The 20,147-nt window shown below is 63.6% G+C and carries 17 protein-coding genes; 10 read left to right on the top strand and 7 right to left on the bottom strand.

Annotated features, from left to right (window positions below):
• Positions 1 to 552: 552 nt before the first annotated feature.
• The 3 genes from OKW41_RS10090 to garD all read right to left on the bottom strand — a co-directional run bounded on the left by OKW41_RS10090 (position 553) and on the right by garD (position 4,023).
• Positions 553 to 1,482: an SMP-30/gluconolactonase/LRE family protein gene (locus OKW41_RS10090; RefSeq protein ID WP_429572357.1), complete on the bottom strand. Its 930-nt coding sequence runs from the start codon at positions 1,480 to 1,482 to the stop codon at positions 553 to 555.
• A complete protein-coding gene (locus OKW41_RS10085; RefSeq protein WP_429572356.1) occupies positions 1,479 to 2,333 on the bottom strand; it encodes an NAD-dependent epimerase/dehydratase family protein in 855 nt (284 codons plus the stop codon). The genes OKW41_RS10090 and OKW41_RS10085 overlap by 4 nt, the downstream gene beginning before the upstream one ends.
• A gap of 100 nt (positions 2,334 to 2,433) precedes the next feature.
• Positions 2,434 to 4,023, bottom strand: a complete 1,590-nt coding sequence (garD, locus tag OKW41_RS10080) for a galactarate dehydratase (RefSeq protein ID WP_429572355.1) — start codon at positions 4,021 to 4,023, stop codon at positions 2,434 to 2,436.
• A 255-nt stretch (positions 4,024 to 4,278) separates the two neighbouring features.
• Between garD and kdgD the strand changes: the two genes are divergently transcribed.
• The 3 genes from kdgD to OKW41_RS10065 all read left to right on the top strand — a co-directional run bounded on the left by kdgD (position 4,279) and on the right by OKW41_RS10065 (position 7,709).
• A complete protein-coding gene (gene kdgD, locus OKW41_RS10075) occupies positions 4,279 to 5,196 on the top strand; it encodes a 5-dehydro-4-deoxyglucarate dehydratase (RefSeq protein WP_429572354.1) in 918 nt (305 codons plus the stop codon).
• A gap of 189 nt (positions 5,197 to 5,385) precedes the next feature.
• A complete protein-coding gene (locus OKW41_RS10070; protein WP_429572353.1) occupies positions 5,386 to 6,744 on the top strand; it encodes an MFS transporter in 1,359 nt (452 codons plus the stop codon).
• A 221-nt stretch (positions 6,745 to 6,965) separates the two neighbouring features.
• Entirely contained in the window at positions 6,966 to 7,709 is a 744-nt protein-coding gene (locus tag OKW41_RS10065; RefSeq protein ID WP_429446691.1) for a FadR/GntR family transcriptional regulator, read from the top strand.
• A gap of 143 nt (positions 7,710 to 7,852) precedes the next feature.
• Here OKW41_RS10065 and OKW41_RS10060 read toward each other — a convergent pair whose 3' ends face one another.
• Positions 7,853 to 9,436 carry an aldehyde dehydrogenase (NADP(+)) gene (locus OKW41_RS10060; protein ID WP_429572352.1) on the bottom strand — a complete coding sequence of 528 codons (1,584 nt, stop codon included), beginning with the start codon at positions 9,434 to 9,436 and terminating at the stop codon, positions 7,853 to 7,855.
• Positions 9,437 to 9,668: 232 nt separating this feature from the next.
• On the opposite strand from OKW41_RS10060, the gene garL reads away from it, so the two are divergent.
• The 4 genes from garL to OKW41_RS10040 all read left to right on the top strand — a co-directional run bounded on the left by garL (position 9,669) and on the right by OKW41_RS10040 (position 12,948).
• Positions 9,669 to 10,469, top strand: coding sequence for a 2-dehydro-3-deoxyglucarate aldolase (garL, locus tag OKW41_RS10055; RefSeq protein ID WP_429572351.1), 801 nt, complete (start codon positions 9,669 to 9,671; stop codon positions 10,467 to 10,469).
• Positions 10,466 to 11,395: a 2-hydroxy-3-oxopropionate reductase gene (locus OKW41_RS10050; protein ID WP_429572350.1), complete on the top strand. Its 930-nt coding sequence runs from the start codon at positions 10,466 to 10,468 to the stop codon at positions 11,393 to 11,395. Before garL ends, OKW41_RS10050 begins: the two co-directional genes overlap by 4 nt.
• Positions 11,396 to 11,645: 250 nt before the next feature.
• Positions 11,646 to 12,500 (top strand): hypothetical protein, encoded by an 855-nt coding sequence (locus OKW41_RS10045; RefSeq protein WP_429572349.1) that lies wholly within the window; start codon positions 11,646 to 11,648, stop codon positions 12,498 to 12,500.
• A 61-nt stretch (positions 12,501 to 12,561) separates the two neighbouring features.
• On the top strand, positions 12,562 to 12,948 hold the full coding sequence (locus tag OKW41_RS10040; RefSeq protein WP_429572348.1) for a DUF7079 family protein: 387 nt from the start codon (positions 12,562 to 12,564) through the stop codon (positions 12,946 to 12,948).
• Positions 12,949 to 13,315: 367 nt separating this feature from the next.
• Here OKW41_RS10040 and OKW41_RS10035 read toward each other — a convergent pair whose 3' ends face one another.
• From OKW41_RS10035 to OKW41_RS10025, 3 genes are all read right to left on the bottom strand, one after another.
• Complete coding sequence (locus tag OKW41_RS10035) at positions 13,316 to 14,614, bottom strand: MFS transporter (protein ID WP_429572347.1); 1,299 nt, start codon at positions 14,612 to 14,614, stop codon at positions 13,316 to 13,318.
• Positions 14,615 to 14,659: 45 nt separating this feature from the next.
• Entirely contained in the window at positions 14,660 to 15,454 is a 795-nt protein-coding gene (locus OKW41_RS10030; RefSeq protein ID WP_184067005.1) for an NAD-dependent epimerase/dehydratase family protein, read from the bottom strand.
• Positions 15,455 to 15,813: 359 nt separating this feature from the next.
• Positions 15,814 to 16,635, bottom strand: coding sequence for an alpha/beta fold hydrolase (locus tag OKW41_RS10025; protein WP_018420811.1), 822 nt, complete (start codon positions 16,633 to 16,635; stop codon positions 15,814 to 15,816).
• A gap of 623 nt (positions 16,636 to 17,258) precedes the next feature.
• On the opposite strand from OKW41_RS10025, the gene OKW41_RS10020 reads away from it, so the two are divergent.
• From OKW41_RS10020 to OKW41_RS10010, 3 genes are read left to right on the top strand one after another with little or no spacing between them, the layout of a single operon-like run.
• Complete coding sequence (locus OKW41_RS10020; protein ID WP_429572346.1) at positions 17,259 to 18,683, top strand: cytochrome ubiquinol oxidase subunit I; 1,425 nt, start codon at positions 17,259 to 17,261, stop codon at positions 18,681 to 18,683.
• Positions 18,684 to 18,707: 24 nt separating this feature from the next.
• The gene (gene cydB / locus OKW41_RS10015) at positions 18,708 to 19,712 is read left to right on the top strand and encodes a cytochrome d ubiquinol oxidase subunit II (protein WP_429572345.1); all 1,005 of its coding nucleotides are present in this window, start codon (positions 18,708 to 18,710) and stop codon (positions 19,710 to 19,712) included.
• Complete coding sequence (locus OKW41_RS10010; RefSeq protein ID WP_187610311.1) at positions 19,687 to 19,884, top strand: hypothetical protein; 198 nt, start codon at positions 19,687 to 19,689, stop codon at positions 19,882 to 19,884. Before cydB ends, OKW41_RS10010 begins: the two co-directional genes overlap by 26 nt.
• Positions 19,885 to 20,147 lie beyond the last annotated feature (263 nt).

Here is a 20,147-nt window from a genome sequence, read left to right as displayed (position 1 = left end):
CGCGTCTCCGGCTTCACGCTCACTGCCTTCGCAGGCGCGGGCGTTGGCCGTACTGGCTGCGCGACTTCCCCGGCACAGTTGACCCAGCACTCCAGTCGACAACTCGACTACTTACTTCAATCACGCCGGCCGGCTTCGGACATGCATGCCGCATCGACCGCAGCGGCACGAATGCCCTGCAAACCCACCGAATTGCACTGGCACACCAACACAGAAAGCCATTTGTTTGGGCTTATATGTTGTACGACAACATATGAAGTCTATAAAAGGGGTTTTATCTTGTACAGACGGTATTTACCCGCATCAAGAAAATCGCCGGTACGGATGACCGGCGTGGCATGCCACAGGGCCCCGCGCCGTCTGGCATTGGATGGGGCGGAATCGGTACAGTCTGCGGAGCTGTTGTATTTTTGCTGAAGAAATATGTGGCGTCGTGGTCTTCACGCAACATGTTGTACGACGAGTGACGAATAAAGGGCCACACGAGTGGTCCTGAAAAATGAAAACGCCGGGAGAAAACTTCGTCCCGGCGCATGCTTCATGCAAGCAACGTTACAGTTGCCCTGCGAATTCGGGCTCAGGCAGCCCGCTCACGCCGGGCCGCAGCGCGAACACGTGGCCGTCGTGCTCGCTCGCGCCGTTGGCGGGACGAATCGAGGTGACGAACAGCGTATCGAGATCACGGCCGCCGAACGCGCACATGGCAGGCTTGATGGCCGGCACCGGAACCTGCCGGTCAAGCTTGCCCTGCGGCGTAAAACGCAGCAGCAGACCGGCGTCGTTCGCGCAGATCCAGTAGCAGCCGTCGGCATCGACCGCCGCGCCGTCCGGACGGCCCGAATAGTGATGCAGGTCGGCGAACACGCGGCGGTTGCGCGGCTCACCGGTGTCGACGTCGTAGTCGAACGCCCAGATCAGCCGGCGCAGCGGATGCGAGTCGGACAGATACATCGTCGTGCCGTCCGGCGACCAGCCGAGGCCGTTCTGCGTGATCAGCGAATCGACGACCGGCGCGGACAGCACGCCCTTCTCGTCGAAGCAATACAGCGCGCCGCCCGGGATCGCCGCGGCCATGTCCATCACCATCGTGCCGGCCCAGAAACGCCCTTGCCGGTCGCAGCGGCCGTCGTTGAAACGCATTCCGCCGTGCGGGAATTCAGGCGCCGCGAGCTTGCGCAGCGACGCTGTCAGCGGCTCGCCGCTCGCCGCTTTCGACGCGTCCGCGAGCGTGAGCGCGAACAAGCCGGTCTCGCAGCCGGCGAGCACGGTGCCGGCGTGATCGAACGCGATGCAGGCAACCTGCTCTGGCAGCAGCCATTCGGTGCGCTTGCCTGTCTCAAACGAGCCGCGCACGATCTTCTTCGCCGGAATGTCGACCCAATACAGCGCCTGCTCGGCCGCGCGCCAGACCGGGCTTTCACCGGTGGCCGCGGGCAACGGACCGGCCGCTTCGAAGCGCTCCACTTGCGGATTCGCGCTCATTGTTTAGGCTCCCGCTTCGGCTCCATCGGACCGGCCAGCACGAACGGGCCGCCCTGGTACAGTTGAGTCGGGTCGTCGAAGCGCGTGTCGGGGGCGCTCGGCGGGAACAGGTGTTCGAACTGCGCCGAGCTGTCTTGCGGACGGTAGCCGAGAAACGCGACGTTCGTGTTGTCGACCCACGAGATGCGGTTGTTCGACACGCCGTAGACGATCGCGTGACCGACGCGGTTCGTGAACAGCGAGCAGCGTACGAGCTCGATGAAATCGCGGTAGCTCAGATACGTGACGAGCATGCGCGCGGTCTTCGGCTGCTCGAACGACGAGCCGATCCGCAAACACACGGTCTCGAGGCCGAAGCGGTCGAAGTAGTAGCGCGACAGCGATTCGCCGAAACACTTCGTCACGCCGTACATGCCGTCCGGACGCAGCGGCACTTCGGTATTGAGAACCGACGTCACCGGATGGAAACCCACCGCGTGATTCGAGCTCGCGTAGATGATGCGCTTCACGCCATGCTTTTGCGCCGACGAGTACACGTTGTAGAGTCCGCGGATGTTCGCTTCGAGCAGGTCTTCGAACGGCGCTTCGACGGAGATGCCGCCGAGATGCACCACCGCGTCCACGCCTTCGAGCAGCGCGTGCACGGCTGCTTCATCGGCGAGATTGACGACGGCCGCTTCCTCGTGCGCGGCGACTTCGCCGAGCGCAGCGATATCGGACACGCGCACGATGTCGGCCCATTGCGCGAGCGCGGGACGCAGTTGCTTGCCGAGGTTGCCGGCGGCGCCGGTGAGCAGCAGCCGGCGGAAGGGTTTCTTTGCCGCGGAGCGGTCAACGTTCAAATCGGTCATGTCTCTTTGCTGTTGTGATTGCGATCGGGTCTTCTGAACGGAAAGGCGAGCGCCGGCTGGACCGGCGCTCGCCTGAGTATTGACGGGGCAAGGTGCCTGCTCAGGTCACCGGCGCCGGGTTGAACAGCGTCAACGCATTGTGCAGTCCGAGCTTCTCCGCGCAGGTTTCCTTGCGGCCGCTCGCGACTTCGAGCATCAGGCGGAACAGTTCCCAGCCCACCTCCTCGATGCTGGACTGGCCGGTCGCGATCGTGCCGGCATCGAGGTCCATCAGATCGTGCCAGCGACGCGCGAGGTCGGAACGCGTCGCGACCTTGATGACCGGTACTTCGGCGAGGCTGTACGGCGTGCCGCGGCCGGTCGTGAATACGTGCAGCGTGATGCCCGAGGCGACCTGCAGCGTGCCGCAGATGAAGTCGCTGGCCGGCGTCGCCGCGTAGATCAGGCCCTTCTGATTGACCTTCTCACCCGGCGACAGCACGCCGGAGATCGCCGAGTTGCCCGACTTGATGATCGAGCCCATCGCCTTTTCGACGATGTTCGACAGGCCGCCCTTTTTGTTGCCGGGCGTCGTGTTCGCGCTGCGGTCCGCGCCGCCGCGCTTCAGGTAATCGTCGTACCACTGCATCTCGCGGATGATCGCCTGTGCGACGTCCGCATTGGCCGCGCGCGCGGTCAGCTGATCGACGCCGTCGCGCACTTCGGTGACTTCGGAGAACATCACGGTCGCGCCGGCGCGCACCAGCAGATCCGTTGCAAACCCGACGGCCGGGTTCGCGGTCAGGCCCGAGAACGCGTCGCTACCGCCGCACTGCACGCCGATCACCAGATCCGACGCCGGACAGGTTTCGCGACGGCGGTTGTTCAGGCGCTTCAGATGCCCTTCGGCCATCCTCATGATCGACGTGATCATCGACTGGAAGCCGACGTGCGATTCGTCCTGCAGCACCACGACGTCGCCGTTCTGGTCTAGCGCGACATCACCGATGTCCGCGACGTCGTCGACGACCGCTGCCGCCGCGATTGGAATCGTTCCCGGCGGCATCAGACGCTCGGGCTGCAGCTTCTCGCAGCCGAGGCTCACCATCATCACTTCGCCGCCGAAGTTCGGGTTCAGCGCGATGTTGCGCACGGTCCGGATCGGCACCATCGCATCGGGCGCGTCGATCGCGACGCCGCAGCCGTAGGTGTGACCGAGGCTGACGACGTCGTCGACATTCGGATATTTCGGCAGCAGCTCGGCCTTGATGCGCGTGACCGCGTGTTGCACGACGTCGGCGACGCACTGCACGGTGGTGGTGATCGCGAGGATGTTGCGCGTGCCCACCGAACCGTCCGAGTTACGGTAGCCCTCGAACGTGTAGCCTTCGAGCGGCGGCATGTCCGGCGCTTTGGTGGTGGCGATCGGCAGGTCTTCGAGTCCCGGCGGGCTCGGCATGCGGATCACGTGCTCGTTGATCCAGCTGCCCTTCGGCAGCGGCTTCAGCGCATAACCGATCACGACGTTATAGCGGATGACCTCGTCGCCCTCGGCGAGATCGGCCAGCGCGACCTTGTGGCCCTGCGGCACACGCTCGCGCAGCCTGAGGCCATCGGCAAATACCGCGCCCTCGCCCAGACCGCCGTCGTTGACGACGATCGCGACATTGTCATTGGGATGAACGCGGATGTAGAGCGGAGTTTGTTCCATTGATCGATCCTTGAGGCGTGATAGACCTGCTTCGCCAGAAATCATACGTCATCCTACAACATGAAGTTTTGCCCGGATGTTCCGTATTTACCCTATAGGGTGAATTATGCCGTGAAAACCCCGTTGAGTTACCGGATATGTTGTTGTACGATGACGTATAAGAAATCTGATTTCCAAAGATTTTCGACTAGTACGACGTCCGTTGTACTGGTTGGAACCAACAACGACCCAATCCGACGCCTGGATATTTTGATCATGACGACACCGCAGGAACTCAAGCAGATCGTTTCGGAAGGCCTCCTGTCCTTCCCCGTCACCGACTTCGACGCTAAAGGCGACTTCCGCGCCGACACCTACGCAGAGCGTCTCGAATGGCTCGCTCCGTACGGCGCTTCGGCGCTGTTCGTCGCCGGCGGCACGGGCGAATTCTTCTCGCTGACGCAAGACGACTACACGCAAGTCGTGCGCACCGCCGTCGAGGTCTGCAAGGGCAAGGTACCGATCCTCGCCGGCGCCGGCGGCCCGACCCGCGTGGCGATCGCCTACGCGAAGGAAGCGCAGCGCCTCGGCGCGCACGGCATCCTGCTGATGCCGCACTACCTGACCGAAGCAAGCCAGGACGGTATCGCCGAGCACGCCGAAGAGGTCTGCAAGGCTGTTCCGGGCATGGGCGTGATCATCTACAACCGCGCGAATTCGAAGCTCAACGCCGACATGCTCGAGCGTCTGGCAGACCGTTGCCCGAACCTGATCGGCTTCAAGGACGGCGTGGGTGAGATCGAAAACATGGTGACGATCCGCCGCCGCCTCGGCGAGCGCTTCTCGTACCTCGGCGGCCTGCCGACCGCGGAAGTCTACGCTGCAGCCTACAAGGCGCTGGGCGTGCCGGTGTACTCGTCGGCGGTGTTCAACTTCATTCCGAAGACCGCGATGGACTTCTACCGCGCGATCGCCGCTGACGACCACGCGACGGTCGGCAAGCTGATCGACGAATTCTTCCTGCCGTATCTGAAGATCCGCAACCGCCGCGCCGGCTACGCGGTCAGCATCGTCAAGGCTGGCGCTAAGTTGGTCGGCCACGACGCAGGTCCGGTGCGCGCACCGCTGACCGATCTGACGCCGGAAGAAATGGAACAGCTCGACGCGCTGATCAAGAAGCTCGGACCGCAGTAAGGCGCCGGCGCCGGGGTCTCGAGCGAGAAAGCTCGCCAGCCTCATCGATGAGGGCCGCCTAGACGGCCGCGTGGCGAACGCCCGGCACAGCAACGTCGCCGGGCGTTCGTGTGTTTGCCCGACAGGCAGGTGGTCTGCGGGCCACCCGGTGTGCAGACTACACCTCGCCAGACAATACAGGAGATGACCATGGACTTGAGCCGCTCGGCCAGTTCCACCGACGCCGCTTCTAGCGCGGCACGCACCAAGGTCCGCTACGGGATCCTGCTGCTGATCTTTGTGATCACCACCCTCAACTACGCCGACCGCGCGACGCTGTCCGTCACCGGTTCCGCAATGCGCACCGCGTTCAGCCTCGACGCGATCCGCATGGGCTATATCTTTTCCGCATTCAGCTGGGCTTACGTGCTGTCGCAACTGCCGGCCGGCTGGCTGCTCGACCGTTTCGGCGCGCGCCGCGTGTACGCGGCGAGCATCTTCTTTTGGTCGATATTCACGCTGCTGCAGAGCTCGGTCGGCCTGCTCGGCAGCGCCGGTGCGGCGATTACCGGCCTGTTCGCGCTGCGCTTCGTGATGGGCGCGGCCGAGTCGCCGGCGTTCCCGGCGAACGCGAAGGTCGTCGCGAGCTGGTTCCCGACCAACGAACGCGGCACCGCGTCGGCGATCTTCAACGCCGCGCAATACTTCGCCGCGGTCGTGTTCACGCCGCTGATGGCGTGGCTCACGCACGCATTCGGGTGGGAAATGGTCTACGTCGTAATGGGCGTGGCCGGGCTGCTGCTCGCGCTGACGTGGCTGAAGGTCATGAAGAATCCCGCCGACCACCCGCGCGTGTCGCGCGCCGAGCTCGAGTACATCGAGCAAGGCGGCGGCCTCGTCAGCGGTGCGCGCAAGACGCACCCGGACGATGTTTCGAAGGCCGGCGGCTGGACGCTCGTGCGTCAGTTGCTCGGCAACCGCATGCTGCTCGGCGTCTATCTCGCGCAGTACTGCATCAACGTGCTGACCTACTTCTTCCTGACGTGGTTTCCGATCTACCTCGTGCAGGCGCGCGGCATGACGATCCTGCATGCGGGCCTCGTGGCCTCGCTGCCGGCGATCTGCGGCTTTCTCGGCGGGGTGCTCGGCGGCGTGCTGTCGGACGGAATGATCCGCCGCGGCTGTTCGCTGACCGTCGCGCGCAAGGTGCCGATCGTCGGCGGCATGCTGCTGTCGACCTGCATCATCGGCTGCAACTACGTGTCGACCGACTGGATCGTCGTCGCGCTGATGTCGCTCGCGTTCTTCGGCAAGGGCATCGGCGCGCTCGGCTGGGCGGTCGTCGCCGATACGTCGCCGAAGGAAGCGCTCGGCTTGTCCGGCGGGATCTTCAACATGTTCGGCAACATCGCCGGCATCGTGACGCCGATCGTGATCGGTTATCTCGTCGCGCGCACGGGCTCGTTCAATGGCGCGCTGGTGTTCGTCGGCGCGAACGCGCTGCTGACCGTGATCAGCTATCTGGTGATCGTCAAGGACATCCGGCGCGTCGAGTTGCGCCCGGCGTGAGCCCGTTATAGGCTTGATTATCGTCGCGGTTATCGTACTTCCGGCCGACCGACCCGGCGCCTCGCGCGATCTATCCGCGCCGAGGCGCCAAACTTCGGGCCTGCGCCGATATACGTGACATTTGCGCCGGAAACGATCAGGCCTTATATAATCAGTCGTCAGACGACGATATAATAAAAATGCACGATTCCCAACGATCTTTCAAACAAGGAGCGTTTTCGATGGCTACACCACTGGCATCCGCGGCACCGCCACGACGCGCTCGCAATCTTGCCGAATTCGTCGTCAACTACGTCACCGAGCAGATCACGGCCAACCTGCTGAAGCCGGGCGACAAACTCCCCACCGAATCGCAGCTGATGAGCACGCTGAGCGTGAGCCGCACGGTGATTCGCGAGGCAATCTCGCGCTTGCAGGCAGGCAAGGTCATCGAGACGCGGCACGGCATCGGCAGCTTCGTGCTCGAGCCGCAACGCGAAAAGCTCGGCATCGACATGGTGCCCGCCACCACGCTGCGCGACGTACTGTGCATTCTGGAGCTGCGCATCAGCCTCGAAACCGAATGCGCCGGTCTCGCCGCGCAACGCGCGAAACCGGACGACCTCGCGCGCATGCGCACCGCGCTCGACGCGATCGAGGCCACGCGCCACAACGGGCTCGACAGCGTGGAGGCCGACCTGCAGTTCCACATCTCGGTCGCACGCGCAACCGGCAACCGCTATTTCGTCGACATCCTGTCGCAAATGGGCAGCGCGCTGATTCCGCGCAACCGGCTCGACTCGGCCGGCATCGCGCGCGCCGATCCTGATGCGTATCTGTCGCTCGTGAACCTCGAGCATGAAAGCATCCTCGAGGCGATCAGCCGGCACGACGCCGAAGGCGCACGCGCGGCGATGCGCATGCATCTGTCGAATAGCCGCGAGCGGCTGCGTCGCGCGAATGAAGTGAGCGAAGCGAACAGCTGATTCTCACGAAGCTCGCGGGCGAAAAAAATGGCCGGGAATCTCCCGGCCATTTTTTTATCTTGCGATTGCATCCGCCCTTCCCTTCGATCCGCGCCCGGCCGACCGGGACCGGGCACGCATCCGTTCAGGACGGCGTCATGCGATTAACCGCGCGTGAGTTCGCCATCGCGACGACGCCACAGTTCCAGCGGATTGCCGTCAGCCAGCGTTTCCGGCAGCAGCTCGGCCGGGAAGTCCTGGTAGCAGACCGGGCGCAGGAAGCGGTCGATCGACGTGGTGCCGACCGAGGTCGCTCGGCTATCCGACGTTGCCGGGAACGGGCCGCCGTGGACCATCGCGTGGCACACTTCGACGCCGGTCGGGAAGCCGTTGACCAGAATCCGGCCGGCCTTGCGCTCGAGAATCGGCACCAGCTTCTTCGCAGCCGCCACGTCGGCGCTGTCCATCTGCAGCGTCGCGGTCAGCTGCCCGGCGAAGTGTTCGGCGACCTTCAGCATTTCCTGCTCGTCCTTGCAGCGGATGATCGTCGACACCGGGCCGAACACTTCGTCTTCGAGCCCCGGGTTCGCGAGGAACGTCTGCGTGTCGGTCACGAACAGCGCCGCGCAAGCCTGGGTCGGGCCGGTCGCGGCGACGCCGCGTGCCACGACTTCGACGCCCTTCGTTGCGGCCAGCTTGCCTTCGCCGTCCTCATATGCGGCGTGAATGCCCGAGGTCAGCATGGTCTGCGCCGGCTTCGCCGCGAGCGCTTCCGATGCCGTCGCGACGAAGCCCTTCAGCGCGTCGCTGTCGATCGCGATGGCGAGGCCCGGGTTGGTGCAGAACTGGCCCGCGCCGAGCACGAGCGAGTCGACGAAACCGCGCGCGATGCTGTCGCCGCGTGCCGCAAGAGCGTTGGGCAGCAGGAACACCGGGTTGATGCTGCTCATTTCAGCGTACACCGGGATCGGCTCCGGACGCGCCGCCGCGACGCGCATCAGCGAAGTGCCGCCCGCGCGCGAACCGGTGAAGCCGACCGCCTTGATGGCCGGGTGCGCAACCAACGCCTCGCCGACCGAGTTACCCGCGCCGACGATCATCGAGAACACGCCTTCGGGCAGATCCATTTCCTGCGCGACACGCTGGATCACGCGACCGACCAGCTCCGACGTGCCGAGGTGAGCGCGATGCGCCTTCACGACGACCGGGCAGCCAGCAGCCAGCGCCGCGGCGGTGTCGCCACCCGCCACCGAGAACGCGAGCGGGAAGTTGCTCGCGCCGAACACCGCGACTGGGCCGAGCGCGATCTTCTGCATGCGCAGATCCGAGCGCGGCAGCGGCTTGCGCTCTGGCAGCGGCGAATCGAGCGTAGCGTTGAGCCACTGGCCCGCGCGCACGGTCTGCGCGAACAGCTTCAACTGGCCGGTGGTGCGGCCGCGCTCGCCTTCCAGACGCGCCTTCGGCAGGCCCGATTCAGCCTGCGCGCGCTCGATCAGTTCGTCGCCGAGCGCGGTGATGCCGTCGGCGATACGGTCCAGGAACTCGGCGCGCACTGCGAGCGGCAGTTGACGGTAGGCGTCGAACGCCCGTTGCGCGAGCGCGCAGGCCTGCTCGACGTTCTCGACGGTGCCGCTGCCGAACACCGGCTCGGCAATCTCGGAACCCGTGGCAGGATTGAACGCGCGCAGCGGTTTTTCTTCGCCGCGCACGGCTTTGCGACCGATCAGCATTTCGCCGGTAATAGGCATTTTTGGCTTTCCTTTAATGAAGGCTAAAGATATAGGTCATCCTACAACATCGCGGGGGCCTTATGCAACCCAAACGCTTGTCTGACAGGGGCATACGGGTATACTCGCCCGTTACAACCGGGCCGTGCGGTGCTAATCTGCGCTAGTCATACGACGACTTATAACTCGCATTTCGCGGGGTTTAGCATTGTCGCAGCTTTTCCCGATCCATCGCCGTTCGAGGAGACACCGCATGCCCGCCGTCACGCCTTACGAATCCTGGCCCAACCGCTTCCGGCGCGCGGTGCGCGAGGGAAAAACCCAGATCGGCTGCTGGGCGTCGCTCGCCAGCCCGATCGCCACTGAACTGCTGGGCACGGTCGGCTTCGACTGGATGCTGCTGGACGCCGAACACGCGCCCAACGACGTGCTCACGCTGATCCCGCAGTTGATGGCGCTCAAGGACAGCGGCAGCGCACCGGTCGTCCGACCACCGGCCAACGACAGCGTCGTGATCAAACGTTTTCTCGACAGCGGCTTTTCGAACTTCCTCGTGCCCTTCGTCGACAGCGCCGACGACGCCGCCCGCGCGGTCGCGTCGACACGCTATCCGCCGCAGGGCATTCGTGGCGTGTCGGTCGGCCATCGCGGCAATCGCTACGGCACCGTGTCCGACTACTTTGCAATCGCCAACGACAACGTCTGCGTGATCCCGCAGATCGAAAGCCGCAAGGCGGTCGAGAATATCGACAGCATCCTCGCGGTGGACGGCATCGACGCGGTCTTCATCGGTCCGTCCGACCTCGCAGCCTCGTATGGCCGCCTCGGCAATGCGAGCCATCCGGACGTGCAGCAGGCGATCGCGCATGTGTTCGCGCGCGCGCAGGCGGCCGGCAAGTCGAGCGGCATTCTCGCGCCGGTGCAGGCCGACGCGGAACGATATCTGTCGATGGGCGCGCGCGTCGTCGCCGTCTGTGCGGATCTCGGGTTGCTCAAGGGCGCCGCGCAGGCGGCACAGAAACACTTCATGCAGAAACCGGCGGGCGAGGCTTGAACGCGGCCGCCACGACATCTTCGGAGCATTCCATGCAAAAAGCAGGCTTTATCGGACTCGGCATCATGGGCAAGCCCATGGCCGCCAACCTTCTGAAAAACGGCGTGTCGCTCGCCGCCTTTACGCGTAGCGGCGTGCCCGCCGAGCTCACGCAGGCCGGCACCCTCGCATGCGACAACCCCGCCGCGGTCGCCGCCAACGCGGACGTGATCTTCATCATGGTGCCTGACACGCCGGACGTCGAACGCGTGCTGTTCGGCGAGAACGGCCTCGCGAGCGCGCTGCGCGCCGGCCAGACCGTCGTCGACATGAGCTCGATCTCGCCGATGGCGACCCGCGATTTCGCGGCGCGCGTGCGCGCAACCGGTGCCGATTATCTCGACGCGCCGGTGTCCGGTGGCGAAGTCGGCGCGAAGGCCGGCTCGCTGACCATCATGGTCGGGGGCGAACAGGCCACGTTCGACAGCGTGAAGCCCCTGTTCGACATGATGGGCAAGAACGTCACGCTGATCGGCGCGGTCGGCGCAGGCCAGGTGTGCAAGGTCGCCAACCAGGTGATCGTCGCGGCGACCATCGAGGCGGTCGGCGAAGCGCTGCTGCTCGCGTCGAAGGCCGGTGTCGATGCGGCGCGCGTGCGTGAGGCGCTGATGGGCGGCTTCGCATCGTCGCGCATTCTCGAAGTGCACGGCGAGCGCATGACCAGGCGCACGTTCGATCCGGGCTTCCGCATCGAACTGCACCAGAAGGACCTGAACCTCGCGCTGTCGACCGCGCAGGCGCTCGGCGTGTCGCTGCCGAACACCGCCACCTGCCAGGCGCTGTTCAACGCGTGCGTCGCGCACGGCGGCAAGGCGTGGGACCACTCGGCGATGGTGCGCGCGCTCGAAGTGCTCGCGAATCACGAGATCGGTCAGAAGAGCGCGTGATTTGACGTAGGTTCGAAATAGTTGCGATCGGGTTGTCCGTCGGTCTTCAAGTGACTGATGGCCGGCTCGATTGCACTTTGCATTCTTGGGCATCGTACGTAGTTTGCGCGTGATGCCTTTTCCCTCTTCCGGCCCGTAGAGCCTTTCGCCGCCTAACGCGACTCCTTTATCGTGTTTAGCGATGGACTCCCGGCCCCGTGTCTCCTCGGATTGCCGTCTGCTGCCGTGCGTTAGCCTGCCTGGCTAGCGCATGACCACGAGCGATATGCAGTCAAAAACTCGCACCTCATCGGATCAATTGGACACAAGAATCATCCATCGCCCATTTCCTGTCCCTGTGGTCGGCGCTATTTTGGCCGGGTTCTTGTGGGAGACAACGATGATTTCAACCCAACCACAGCCCCTTGACGAAGCCCTGACGGCGCTACAGGGAACCGCCAGCCAATTTGCCGCCACATGCATCAGAGACGAACGTGTTCGAGCGCAATACCTGCGTGATATTCAAGCCATGAGTGGCGATTTCCAGCAGCGGGTCAGAAGCGGGCGCCTCAGTGTTGCCGAAGCGGCAGAACAAGCTCATGCCATGCGTCAGCAAATCCTCGAATTGACTCGTATGCGTACGAGTCCGACGATCAGGGCATATGTGACGAACCTCAAGAGGACCAGCCCCTCGCTGGCCAGTTTGGCCGAAAAGAACGCGCAGGCACTCTTCAACCGTCCAGTTTCAGCCTTATCCGAGACCGAGCAATCTGAGGTCTGGCTGCGCATCGTCCAAAGTGCCGGCACCGACCGGACTTCGGCCAGTACGCTCGCCCGAAAGCTTGGCACGGTGGGTCGCCGCCTCCTTCTGGTGTCCATCGCCGTCGGGGTCTATGAAGTCTACAAGGCAGAGAACAAGCCGCGCGAGATTGCCCGCCAAGGCACAATAGCAGCAGCCGGTGCATGGGGTGGATGGGCCGTCAGTACCGGTGCGGTTGCCACCGGCGTGTGTACAGCAGCGGCACCTGTCTGCGTGGGCGCGGTGGCGCTCATCGGGGGCATACTTTTCGCCTTCGGCAGTGACATCGTATTCGGTACTGTCTATCAGACGACCATGCGCCGATAAGGTGGCAGTCACTCAAGCACATTAGCAATGCGATACTCAAGAACGTTCACTGCAGACGCCCATGTTGAAGCCCGATGAAATCGAACGCCGCCTCCCGGTGTGGGTGGCGCTCTCCGAGCTCTTCCTTGATGCGGAATTCGATGAGATTGCCTGCCGGTACGTCGCGGAAAGATTGCGGTGTTCAGGTTTTGGGCTGCAGGAGTTGGAAGACATCCTGCGCGACGAGGTGGCACCGGCGTTCCTGCCAAATCTCCTCGTGGCCGGCGAATGGAGCGGGTGGAGCCCTGAGGCGGTGCGGGACATCGTCCTGAGTCACCTTGAGAAACAATCCAACCGCCCGCGCCTGCCGGTCATCTTGCGGCGCAGATGGCGACAATGGACGATGGAGCCCGTTGCCAGGGATTGGGAAAAGGTCAAAGCAACGCTGATCTCAGTCGCCGCGAGCTAACTGGGTCAAAGAGCGGACAAGAAGGGCTGTCGATCCGAGTTCCGTCACTTGCAGATAGTCCGTGCATGCGCCCGATAAGTTGCAGTCATTCCTGCCAGGAGAACACGGCCATTGCAAACACGACCCGTTTCGAATGCAAGCAACTACAACAATCGGCAGGATTTTGGTCCGGAATTATGGGCTACACCACGGCTTCATTTCTTGACGAGTTAAAGAGGCTTCTCAGCGAGTAGTTTGTCGCGATGCTCGCGCCACAACACCAGCATCCGGTCGATCGCCTCAAAACCCGCAAATAAAAAAACGGCGCCCACTCATGGGCGCCGCTTCTTTCACAACATCGGCCCGCTAAAGCCAACCGCACTTCGCCCTACTTCGCCGTCACCGCACCGGCCGACGCCCACTTCGGCTCCGGCATCTTGTCCGAACTCCTGGCCATCAGGCAGACCACGACCGCGGCAATCAGATCGAACACCGCCAGCACGACGAACAGCGGGCTATAGCCGATCTGCGTGACGAGCACACCGAACAGCGCGGTGAACGCCGCGGCGCCCAGATATCCAGCCATGCCGCCCATGCCCGTCGCGGTCGCGACCTCGTGCTTGCCGAACATGTCCGACGTGATCGCGTACAGTGCACCCGACAACGTCTGGTGCGCGAAGCCGCCGACGCACAGCAGCGCCACCGCCATGTACGGGCTCTCGACGAGACCGACGCACGCAGGCCCGATCATGAACAGCGCACCGACCACGAACACCATCTTGCGCGACGTGAACAGCGACACCTTCGCGTACTTGTGGAACAGCGGGCTCAGATAACCGCCGAGCACGCAGCCGATGTCGGCGGCGAGGAACGGCATCCACGCGAACATCGCGACTTCCTTCAGGTTCATGTGACGCTCGGTCATCATGTACAACGGAATCCACGCGTTGAACGTTTGCCAGGCCGGCTCGGACAGAATTCGCGCAATACCGATCGCCCAGAAATCGCGGCTCGCCAGCATCGCGCGCCAGTTGCGCTTCGGCGTGTTGATGTCATCGTGATGCTTCGCTTCCTGTCCGCTCAGAATGTAGTCGCGCTCCGCGTTGCCCAGCAGCTTCTGGTTGCGCGGATGCTTGTAGATGATCATCCACAGCACGCTCCATACGATACCCGTCACGCCGACGATCACGAACGCGAGTTGCCAGCGGCCGTGAAACAGTGCCCACACGACGAGCGGCGGCGCAAGCAGCGCGCCAATCGACGAGCCAATGTTGAACCAGCCGATCGCAACCGACCGCTCTTTCGCCGGGAACCACTCGCTGGTCGCCTTCACGCCAGCCGGAATCCCGGCCGATTCGGCGAGACCCAGGATACCGCGGAACACTGCGAGGCTGCGCCAGCCCGTCGCCCATGCAGCCGCCGCGCAAGCCAACGACCACGCCAGCGCGAACACCGCGAAGCCGACCTTGGTGCCGATCGTGTCGAGCACGAAACCGGCGACCGGCTGCATGAACGCATAGCAGAGCTGCCACGCCACGACCACGTGCGAATACTGCTCGGTCGTGATGTTCAGCTCCTTCATCATCGTCGGAGCCGCAACCGACAACGTGTTACGCGCCAGGTAATTGATGATCAGGCCGGCCGCGACCAGCGCGACCATCCACCAGCGAATACCCTTGATCTTCATTGCTGCTACTCCTCGTGATGCAATGCCCGTCAAACCGAACGGGACTTAAGCCTTGCGCGAATAGTCGATGCCGACGAAGCTACCGCCCTGGTAGCGCTGGCATAGCTCATCGAGCGGATTCGGGCGCGACAGGATGTCTTGCGCGTAGTCCTCGGCGTTCTGCTTCGGCTCGTAGCCGAGACGCGCGGCGCCGCTGTTGTCCCACCAGCTGCGCGTATTGGCCGACACGCCCCAGATGGTCAGGAAGCCGACGTCTTCCGCTTCGATGCAGCGCTCGAGGAAATGCATCAGGTCCTTGTGGCCGAACCAGGTGCTCAGATGGCGCTGCTCGGTCGGACGCTCGAGGCAGCTGCCGATCCGCACGCACACGCTTTCGATGCCGTGCTTGTCCCAGTACATGCGCGCGAGCGCTTCGCCCCACACCTTCGACAGGCCGTAGAAGCCGTCCGGGCGCAGTTCGCAGTCGAGGCTCAGATGCTCGGTGACCGGGTACATGCCGATCGCGTGGTTCGAGCTCGCGAACACGATGCGCTTCACGCCGTTGCGGCGCGCGCCTTCGTAGACTTCGACGAGGCCGCGCAGGTTGTTCTCGATGATCTCGGGCAGCGGACGCTCGACGCTCGTGCCGGCGAAATGGATCAGCACGTCCACGCCGTTCAGCAGACGGTCGACCACCGCCGGATCGCGCAGGTCGCCGTTCATCACGTCTTCGCCGTCGACGAGGGGCGTCAGTACTTTGGAGCCCGCGGCCGAGCGCAACGGCACGCCACGCGCGACGAATTCAGCACGTACCACGGAGCCGAGCTGGCCGCCGGCGCCACTCAGGGCAATCTTCTTCATAGGGGTTCCTTTTACTGCGCCGCGCGCGAGGTCTTCAGAGAACAGACAGAGGATCTGAGCGGCCGGCGAAATCGCGCTGCGCGCGTCGCATAACATACTCAAGTTGTACGATAACGTACTATCGATGATGGACAAGCGGATTTCAACTCCGCATTTACCCTTAAATTACTGCGAGGCGGTTTCGTAACTCTTTAAAAAAACAGAGACATAGAACATCTCATTCGTGCGACATCGTATAACTCGAAGTGGATTTTTGTTCCAGGAGCGGATTTACCCGACGCCAGCGGGCGCGTGGCGTCCGACGCGAGCGGCGTCCGTATGCCGCCCGCGCCCTCAACAGATCACATCGTTACGTTCGCTCAGGCGCCGATGAATTCGAGCAGATCGGCATTGACCTTGTCGGCCTCCACCGTGCACATGCCGTGCTGGCCGCCCGGATAAACCTTCAGCGTTGCGTTCTTGACGATCTCCGCGGTGCGTCGGCCGGCTGCGTCGATCGGCACGATCTGGTCGTCGTCGCCGTGCAGCACCAGGGTCGGCACGTCGATCTTCTTCAGATCTTCGGTGTAGTCGACTTCGGAAAACTGCTCGATGCAGTCATATAGCCCCTTGATCGAACCGGCCATGCCCTGGCGCCAGAATGAATCGATCACGCCCTGCGACACCTTCGCGCCCTCCCGGTTGTAGCCGTAGAACGGCACGGCCAGATCCTTGAAGAACTGCGAGCGATCGTCCGCGACGCCCTTGCGGATGCCGTCGAACACGTCGATCGGCAGGCCGAGCGGATTATCGGCGGTCTTCAGCATCAGCGGCGGCACCGCGCCGATCAGCACAGCCTTCGCGACGCGCCCCGTGCCATGCCGGCCGATGTAATGCGCAACTTCGCCACCGCCTGTCGAATGGCCGACCAGCGTCGCGTCCTGCAGATCGAGATGTTCGATCAGTGCGGCGAGATCGTCGGCGTAGGTGTCCATCTCGTTGCCGTCCCACGGCTGCTCCGAGCGGCCGTGACCGCGCCGGTCGTGCGCGATCACGCGGAAGCCTTTGCTGCCGAGAAACAGCATCTGCGCATCCCACGCATCGGCGGTCAGCGGCCAGCCGTGCGAAAACACGACCGGGCGGCCATGGCCCCAGTCCTTGTAGAAAATCGAGGTACCGTCTTTCGTCCTGATCGTGCTCATCTGCTGACTCCTCGTCGATGAAGTCTGCCGTCGCCGGCAGGTGGATGAAGCGGAAGCTGCTCACGAAGCATGCGCGCGACGCATGACAGAACGCCGTGCGAATGCGGCAATGAGTAATGACCTATTGAGAAATTCCGCCGCGAAATAACATCAACACCAAACGAATGGCGAACGGATAATGCGCAACGAATACTGAAGAGAAAAAGCTGAAACGGCCACGCGGCAGCGTGCATCGTAGAAGTAAAAAAATCGCCTGACCAGCACGCCCACCGACGAAGTCGGTTTGGATGGATCGATTGTCGGCTGGCGACAGACACCGCCCGCGACCTTGCCGCGCAAGGCTGCGCGAAACGCATTGCTGCAGCGCGGTCGATTGACGCAGTTCGCGCGACGAGGCACACACGGCCACGTATCAGCCGCCAAAAGAAACTTGATACTCAACAATGGTTTGCCTCATCGATAAGCGTATTTCGCATAAAACAAGGCGGTTTTTTGACGCACATCGCATCGCAACACTTTTTGTTTCGATCCCCTACTCTTGCGCCATCTGCCCAGCGCAGTGCGCACCGACATCGGTCGACGCGCGTAAGTCCGCTCACGCGGCCATCACGCACAACAGGATCATGAACTCCGCACTATCGGCATTCGATCTCGCGCGCATTCAATTCGCGTTCACCGTTTCTTTTCACATCGTTTTCCCCGCGCTCAGCATCGGTCTCGCCAGTTTCATCGCCGTTCTCGAATGGCGTTGGCTGAAAACCGGCAAGGCCTACTACAAAGATCTTTGTCTGTTCTGGTCGAAGATCTTCGCGGTGGCCTTCGGCATGGGCGTCGTCTCCGGCGTAGTGATGAGCTATCAGTTCGGCACCAACTGGTCGGGCTTCTCGAGTTTCGCCGGGCCGATCACCGGTCCGCTGCTGATGTACGAGGTGATGACCGCATTCTTTCTCGAAGCGGGCTTCCTCGGCATCATGCTGTTCGGCTGGCAGCGCGTGAGTCCGCGCGCGCACTTCGGCGCGACGCTGATGGTCGCGATCGGCACGCTGATCTCGACCTTCTGGATTCTCGCGTCCAATAGCTGGATGCAAACGCCGCAGGGCTTCGAGGTCGTCGACGGTCATGTCGTGCCGCTCGACTGGTTCAAGATCATCTTCAATCCGTCGTTCCCCTACCGGCTCGCGCATATGGCGCTCGCGGCGTTCATCGTCGCGGGGCTGGTGGTCGCGGCGGTCGGCGCGTGGCATCTGCTGCGCGGCCGGCGCGATCCCGCCGTCAAGAAGATGTTCTCGATGGCGCTGTGGCTGCTGCTGATTCTGACGCCGATCCAGGCATTCGTCGGCGATCAGCACGGCCTCAATACGCGCAAGTATCAGCCGGCGAAAATCGCGGCGATCGAAGGCTTGTGGAATACCGAAAAAGGCGGCACCGCGCTGAACCTGTTCGGCATCCCCGACATGAAGGCCGAAACCACGCGCTACGCGGTGTCGGTGCCGCACCTCGGCAGCCTGATCCTCACGCATAGCTGGGACGGCGAAATCCGCGGCCTGAAGGAATTCCCGCCGCAGGACCGGCCGGATTCGACCGTCGTGTTCTGGAGCTTCCGCATCATGGCCGGCCTCGGCGTGCTGATGATCGCGATGTCGATCGCGGCCTGGTTGCTGCGCCGGCGCGGGCGCCTGTTCGAAGCGAAGTGGTTCCAGCGGCTGTGCGTCGCGATGGGGCCGAGCGGCTTCATCACGCTGCTGGCCGGCTGGGTCACCACCGAAGCGGGCCGTCAACCGTGGGTCGTGTACGGCGTGATGCGCACGTCGCAGGCGGTGTCGCCGCTGACCACGCAACAGGTCGGTCTGTCGTTGATGACGTTCGTGGCCGTCTACTTCCTCGTGTTCGGCACCGGCATCTACTACATGCTGAAGCTGATGCGCTCCGGTCCCGCGCTGCCTGGCGGCAAGTCGCACGACATGCCCCTCGGCCTGCCGCAGCCGACGCCCGCGCAGACCGCGCGCCGCCCGCTGTCCGCCGCCGATCAGATGATCGACGCCGTCTAACCTACGCTTCGAGAGAAAGAAAAAATGGACGTAACCGTCGTATGGGCCGCGATCATCGCGCTGGGCCTTTTCATGTACGTCGTGCTGGACGGCTTCGACCTCGGCATCGGCATTGTCTTTCCGTTCTTCCCCGACGAAAAGGAACGCGACCTGATGATGAACACGGTCGCGCCGGTGTGGGACGGCAACGAAACCTGGCTCGTGCTCGGCGGCGCCGCGCTGTTCGCGGTGTTTCCGGTCGTCTACTCGACCGTGCTGTCGGCGCTCTATCTGCCGCTCGTGTTCATGCTCGTGTGCCTGATCTTTCGCGGCGTGTCGTTCGAGATCCGCGCGAAGTCGCGTCGCACGCGGCATCTGTGGGACCTCGCGTTCATCGGCGGCTCGGCGGGCGCGGCGTTCTTCCAGGGCATCGTGCTCGGCGCGTTCCTGCAAGGCATTCCGGTCGCCGATGGCGCCTATGCCGGCGACGCGTTCGGCTGGCTCACGCCGTTCAGCCTGCTGACGGGCCTCGGACTCGTCGCGACCTACGCGCTGCTCGGCTGCTGCTGGCTCGTCGCGAAGACCGAGGGCGATCTGCAGCGACGGCTGCATCGCGTGGTCTGGCCGCTGACGCTGGTGCTGCTCGGCTTCATCGCGCTCGTGAGCCTGTGGACACCGCTGATGGATGCGGGCATCGCGCAACGCTGGTTCCATGACGGGATCTTCTACCGTCTGCTGCCGGTGCCGTTCCTCGTCGCGATCTGCGCGTTCTTCATGCATCGCGCGGCGCGCGCGCGCCATCACAACACGCCATTCGTGCTCGCGCTGGCGCTCGTGCTGCTCGGCTATCTCGGGCTGCTCGTGAGTCTGTGGCCGTATGCGATTCCGGCGAGCATCACGCTATGGGAAGCCGCCGCGCCACGCACGAGCCAGACGTTCACGCTGGCCGGCGCGGCGGTGATCCTGCCGATCATCGTCGCCTATACGACGATGGGTTACTGGGTCTTTCGAGGCAAGGTGCGTCATGGCGACCAACATCACTATCACTGAAACGCGGGGTGCCAGTGCGTCGGCTCCCACCGCCACTGCCGCAACGCCCAGCCGCAAACTGCCGGGCTGGCTCTGGTTCATCGCGCTATGGTGCTTCGGCGTGAGCGCGGCGATGTCGCTCGGCTTCGCCTTCAAGCTTCTGATGAATGCGACGCTGTTCGCGGTCAGATAGCGGCGCGCGAACCCGAGTCGATCCGGCGGGCATAAGCTTCCGGATCGTGCGCGTCAGCGCTTCAAAAACGGGGCGCGCGGCTCGTCTACGTAGCAAGCCGGAACCTATGCGCGGGAGACCTGCCTTAACATCACGAAGCGCATCGAACGATGCCGGCAGCCGGCCACGCGCGGCACGGCCCAGCGAAGCGACGCGCGGCACGGCAAGGGAGCGGGACACTGGCGAGTTGGAACGATACCGGATGCGGCGGTAAGTGCGACACT

The sequence above is a fragment of the Paraburkholderia sp. UCT70 genome (assembly GCF_050434085.1).
Classification (GTDB): domain Bacteria; phylum Pseudomonadota; class Gammaproteobacteria; order Burkholderiales; family Burkholderiaceae; genus Paraburkholderia; species Paraburkholderia tuberum.
This window is presented reverse-complemented; position numbering and strand designations above follow the sequence as displayed.

Coding starts and splice junctions, on each gene's coding strand:
- OKW41_RS10090 (WP_429572357.1), bottom strand. CDS start 1,482: ATGAGCGCGAATCCGCAAGTGGAGCGCTTCGAAGCGGCCGGTCCGTTG.
- OKW41_RS10085 (WP_429572356.1), bottom strand. CDS start 2,333: ATGACCGATTTGAACGTTGACCGCTCCGCGGCAAAGAAACCCTTCCGC.
- garD (WP_429572355.1), bottom strand. CDS start 4,023: ATGGAACAAACTCCGCTCTACATCCGCGTTCATCCCAATGACAATGTC.
- kdgD (WP_429572354.1), top strand. CDS start 4,279: ATGACGACACCGCAGGAACTCAAGCAGATCGTTTCGGAAGGCCTCCTG.
- OKW41_RS10070 (WP_429572353.1), top strand. CDS start 5,386: ATGGACTTGAGCCGCTCGGCCAGTTCCACCGACGCCGCTTCTAGCGCG.
- OKW41_RS10065 (WP_429446691.1), top strand. CDS start 6,966: ATGGCTACACCACTGGCATCCGCGGCACCGCCACGACGCGCTCGCAAT.
- OKW41_RS10060 (WP_429572352.1), bottom strand. CDS start 9,436: ATGCCTATTACCGGCGAAATGCTGATCGGTCGCAAAGCCGTGCGCGGC.
- garL (WP_429572351.1), top strand. CDS start 9,669: ATGCCCGCCGTCACGCCTTACGAATCCTGGCCCAACCGCTTCCGGCGC.
- OKW41_RS10045 (WP_429572349.1), top strand. CDS start 11,646: ATGACCACGAGCGATATGCAGTCAAAAACTCGCACCTCATCGGATCAA.
- OKW41_RS10040 (WP_429572348.1), top strand. CDS start 12,562: ATGTTGAAGCCCGATGAAATCGAACGCCGCCTCCCGGTGTGGGTGGCG.
- OKW41_RS10035 (WP_429572347.1), bottom strand. CDS start 14,614: ATGAAGATCAAGGGTATTCGCTGGTGGATGGTCGCGCTGGTCGCGGCC.
- OKW41_RS10030 (WP_184067005.1), bottom strand. CDS start 15,454: ATGAAGAAGATTGCCCTGAGTGGCGCCGGCGGCCAGCTCGGCTCCGTG.
- OKW41_RS10025 (WP_018420811.1), bottom strand. CDS start 16,635: ATGAGCACGATCAGGACGAAAGACGGTACCTCGATTTTCTACAAGGAC.
- OKW41_RS10020 (WP_429572346.1), top strand. CDS start 17,259: ATGAACTCCGCACTATCGGCATTCGATCTCGCGCGCATTCAATTCGCG.
- cydB (WP_429572345.1), top strand. CDS start 18,708: ATGGACGTAACCGTCGTATGGGCCGCGATCATCGCGCTGGGCCTTTTC.
- OKW41_RS10010 (WP_187610311.1), top strand. CDS start 19,687: ATGGCGACCAACATCACTATCACTGAAACGCGGGGTGCCAGTGCGTCG.